This is a genomic window from Halomonas sp. MES3-P3E (assembly GCF_002836035.1).
GTDB lineage: Bacteria > Pseudomonadota > Gammaproteobacteria > Pseudomonadales > Halomonadaceae > Vreelandella > Vreelandella arctica.
The window spans coordinates 1-3906 of sequence record NZ_PJBT01000073.1 but is presented as its reverse complement, the minus strand read 5'-3'; the positions used below and the strand labels follow the sequence as shown (position 1 = coordinate 3906).

Below are 3906 nucleotides of genomic sequence, written 5' to 3'. Positions count from 1 at the left end.
AGTGTCGTGACGAGCTTCGTCAGCGATGATACCTGCCATGGTAGTGCCCTTGTACATATGCACTGGCTCGTCGAAGGTGGCATAAACTGACCCTGTCATGTGGCGCATATAGTTGCGTCCTACTTGATCTGAGCCGTTGGCAAGGCCATTTGGGAACATATCGCTGGCCGAGTTAAGCAGTAGACGAGGAGTTTCAATTGAATTCCCTGCGACTGCTACCATGCGTGCTCTCTGGCGTTGCTCGTTACCGTCAGCATCGAAATAAACGACTTCAGTTACTTTGCCTGTGTCGTCATGCTCTATGCGGGTAACGTGACTTTCGGGACGTAATTCAAGATGGCCGGTTGCGATTCCTTGGGGTAATTCTGTATAGAGAGTTGACCATTTAGCCCCCATTTTACAGCCTTGAAAACACAAACCACGTTGCTGACAGGCCGGACGCCCATCACGGTTTTCGCTATTAATCGCCATATGGCCAGTATTACAGGAGTACCCCATATTCTTTGCGCCGGCGTGCATGACCTTAAAGTTATTATTGCCAGAAAGACCTTTATTATCGTTAGTTCGAGTAACCCCCATGCGTCGCTCGGCTCTATCATAATATGGGGCCAGTTCATCGTAGCTTATCGGCCAGTCGAGTAAGTTTGCCCCTGGGATCTCACCATAAGTGCTTAGTGCAGCAAATTCGTGGGGCTGAATACGCAAGCTGGCCCCAGCCCAATGCACTGTGGTACCGCCTACTGATTTTACGATCCAAGCTGGCAGATTTGGAAAATCACGGGCTATACGCCAGCTACCTGAAGTTGTGCGATTATCCAGCCAGGCCAGCTGTGCAAAAGAAGCCCATTCATCGGCTAAAAAATCGCTACGTGTATGCAGTGCACCTGCTTCCAAGACCACTACATCAATACCTTGTTGAGCTAGCTCGTTGGCCAAGGTGCCACCGCCAGCTCCGGAACCGATGACTACAGCGACGGTGTTGTCGTCATAAGAAAAAGTTCGTTGCTCATCTATCATTGTCATCTGAGTGTCTCCGAAAAATTATTATTGTTGTGCAGCTTTGGCAGTTACTAGCCGGCCGTCTCAGTTGGTAAGTAGCCACCCTCTGGTTTCGGAGGGTCGGGAAGCCAGGTCAGATCGTTGAAGCCATTGTGGAGATAGCCGATATCACCTTCGGTTCCACCGTAACCGAAGTGAGCATATGCCAAAGAGTTGTCGTAAAGTGATACTACCGCATCAGATCGGATTGCCTGAAAAAAAGGAGTATTGGACATTAATGATAAATGTTCTAGCTGCTCGGCTTCGTTGAGGGCTAACCAGTCGCCTTCTGAGCGATCATTTAGAACTTTTATTCCATCATGCAATAGAGTATGAAACTCGCCGCTTTTTGATTTTTTATCCAGGCTTTGTACAACATGAGCATAGACAGCATCTTCTAGATCTGGGTGAGGAAAAATATGTTTCACAGCCGCAAGCAGGATTTCACCTTGCCGGGTGCTTAAAGAGTCGAGAGGCATTGCCCAACTAGTCGACGGTGCGAGTAGAGCGATAGGCCCGCTGGTAAAAGCCAGGGTGCCAGCCAGTACGCCGCCACTTCCTTTAAGGAAAACGCGACGCGAGATAGCGGTTGAACTCATCGCTAATTTCTCCTGTGGGCATGGAGGTTAAGTAGCCCCCACACATTAATTATTGTTGTGCTTGGATGCTTGATTTGCGCGAGCATCTATATCTGATACTAGACTCATTCTAAGAACGGTGGGTAACAGTGGATTACTACATCGACTATGGTCTAGTACGAATGGAGAGCGTATGTACTCAACGGCAAGGTATTCTTGATAGCCACGTCAATGTGCCAGCATGGATTCGCTGGTGCTAAGGGAGAATTGATATGTGCCATATTTACGCTTCAACCGATCCAGAGCGCTATGAATGCGTGACCAAATCTGTGCGCTTACAAGGCAAAGTCACCAGCGTGAGGTTAGAGAATGAGTTTTGGGAGGTGCTGGATCAGCTCGCTTATGATCAACATCTCTCCACAGGCCAGTTTATTACCAAGCTCTATAACGAAGTTTTGTTATCCAAAGGAGAAGTTTCAAATCTCACTTCACTGCTAAGAGTGGCTTGTATTGTGCATCTTCAGCAGTGCGCTAAACCTGCCGCTCGATTTGCTTAATTCAGAGCCGCCATAAGTTTTCGCAATGCTTATAATCCTGACCATTGAACCAGGACTATGAGCATGAAGTTCCGTTTTGTACCGGCATTGAGCTTCAGGCGCTGATAGTGGCCTATACGCATGGGAAAAAGCCAGTTTTGCGTCGTTGGCCTTTAACCAATTTGTTAATCAAATGAAAAGGCTGAATTATCTTTGGTTCCATAACAAGGGGCTCCAGCGGGCCACTTTTTCGGTGCGTTGAGCCTTCAAATCGGGCCGCTGAGCCCTGGGATTATGTTTTCGGCCCGAACAGTGCCGGACTAGGGGGCAGCGGAGCTGAAGAAATTTCAGAAAAGCATTTATGGTCCAGTCATACTCGGAGTTATTGAGTAAGCGGAGATCTAAAAATGACTACTTTGACCTGCATTTTGTCAGCACTGAAAGCTGTTGGAGGCACCGTGAAGTTCGGTGCATTGGTCTGGAAGGGGGCCGGGTATTTCCCAACGTTCTTAGGTGAGACAGTGAACCCGCTTGCCCTTCGAGATGAAGATTTCATGTTCCTTCACAACAGGTTTCTTGCTGCGTCGGGGCGCACGTATGAACCAGCTACGGCCACAGAGGTCCTGAATTGCAAATCTCTCTGTAACTCTGGTGTCCTGCGGCACGTTGGTTGTGGTTACAAGTTAACCTGGGCAAACAGGTATCTGGTCAAAAAAACATAACCAGTGCATCAAAAACGCTCCGGCCCTATCGGGCTTCCACCGGATGAATTGCCCCAGGTTTCCGGTGTTTTGGGCATTAGCTGACTTTGTGATGGAAGTTTATGGATAGTACGACGGAAGAATTGACACCAGAAGAATACGGAGAGGCTTTCGCCGGCAAAGAACCTGAGGCGCTGGAGCAAGCTCTCGATATGCGAAAATTCGAGATAGATCTTTATTGGAGAAGGCTACCTATTTCTGAACGTTTATCGGAGCAAGTTTAGCTGGCTTTATCGCTATACAGGCGTCCGGCTTTGCCAATAAACAAGACTTGGCAATTATCTTAGCTAGCTTGGACCTGGTATTTTCTTCCCTTGGTTTTGTGCAAATCGCGGTAGTAAATTCTGGCAAAAAAACTGGGAGAAGCACGTAGGTCAGCTGGAAGACAAGGTAACTGGCCCTCTATACAAAATCATTCTTGCAAGAAATAAACCTGCTTCTATCCGGAAAAATGTTTAGACGTTCTTACTGGTCCAGGTAGGATTTCTGTATCAAAGATCAATCAGCTCATAAGCTTGTATGTCTGTTTGCTTTGGGTTCTGCTCCTCGGTTATTCACTATCTGAGTTTGATATAGATAAACCTATCAACTGGTTATATGTTCTCATCATAGGGCTAAGTATCTCCATGTGCTTATCGTTCCTTTGTCTCGGTAGGTCGTATTGTAGTGGCATAGTGAATTTGGCCACCTACTTAGAGGTGCTAATATGCACCAAGACATCACTAGGTGGCAGCATGGCAACAAGACCAAAACGTAACTTTAGCCCTGAATTCCGACTCGAAGCAGCACAGCTAGTCGTCGATCAACACTACACGGTTCGTGAAGCGGCTGAAGCCATGAATGTGGGGTATTCGAGCATGGATAAATGGGTTCGTCAGTTACGCCAAGAGCGTGATGGCCAAAGCCCTAAAGCAACGCCCATGACACCCGATCAGCTCAGGATTCGCGAGCTTGAAAAGCGCATCCGTGACATTGAGATGGAAAAAGACATCC

The 3906-nt window shown here is 47.6% G+C and carries 6 protein-coding genes; 4 read left to right on the top strand and 2 right to left on the bottom strand.

Annotation, left to right across the window (positions count from 1 at the left end; genetic code table 11):
- Together CXF87_RS11705 and CXF87_RS11700 are read right to left on the bottom strand one after the other, a co-directional pair.
- The coding region (locus CXF87_RS11705; RefSeq protein WP_232774900.1) for a GMC family oxidoreductase at nucleotides 1-1023 on the bottom strand (1023 nt) is incomplete at its 3' end.
- Nucleotides 1024-1070: 47 nt separating this feature from the next.
- Nucleotides 1071-1637 (bottom strand): twin-arginine translocation signal domain-containing protein, encoded by a 567-nt coding sequence (locus CXF87_RS11700; protein ID WP_101146741.1) that lies wholly within the window; start codon nucleotides 1635-1637, stop codon nucleotides 1071-1073.
- A gap of 251 nt (nucleotides 1638-1888) precedes the next feature.
- Between CXF87_RS11700 and CXF87_RS11695 the strand changes: the two genes are divergently transcribed.
- From CXF87_RS11695 to CXF87_RS21775, 4 genes are all read left to right on the top strand, one after another.
- The gene (locus tag CXF87_RS11695) at nucleotides 1889-2173 is read left to right on the top strand and encodes a ribbon-helix-helix domain-containing protein (RefSeq protein ID WP_101146740.1); all 285 of its coding nucleotides are present in this window, start codon (nucleotides 1889-1891) and stop codon (nucleotides 2171-2173) included.
- Nucleotides 2174-2975: 802 nt separating this feature from the next.
- Nucleotides 2976-3137, top strand: coding sequence for a hypothetical protein (locus tag CXF87_RS21780; RefSeq protein ID WP_198556075.1), 162 nt, complete (start codon nucleotides 2976-2978; stop codon nucleotides 3135-3137).
- A gap of 79 nt (nucleotides 3138-3216) precedes the next feature.
- On the top strand, nucleotides 3217-3372 hold the full coding sequence (locus tag CXF87_RS22415; protein WP_442906362.1) for a RipA family octameric membrane protein: 156 nt from the start codon (nucleotides 3217-3219) through the stop codon (nucleotides 3370-3372).
- Between the two features lie 275 nt (nucleotides 3373-3647).
- Nucleotides 3648-3906, top strand: a 259-nt coding sequence (locus CXF87_RS21775; RefSeq protein WP_198556074.1) for a transposase, incomplete at its 3' end; no start/stop codon positions are given.

Excerpts from the sequence above, each read along its gene's own strand:
- CXF87_RS11700 (WP_101146741.1), bottom strand. The coding sequence starts at position 1,637 with ATGAGTTCAACCGCTATCTCGCGTCGCGTTTTCCTTAAAGGAAGTGGC.
- CXF87_RS11695 (WP_101146740.1), top strand. The coding sequence starts at position 1,889 with ATGTGCCATATTTACGCTTCAACCGATCCAGAGCGCTATGAATGCGTG.
- CXF87_RS21780 (WP_198556075.1), top strand. The coding sequence starts at position 2,976 with ATGGATAGTACGACGGAAGAATTGACACCAGAAGAATACGGAGAGGCT.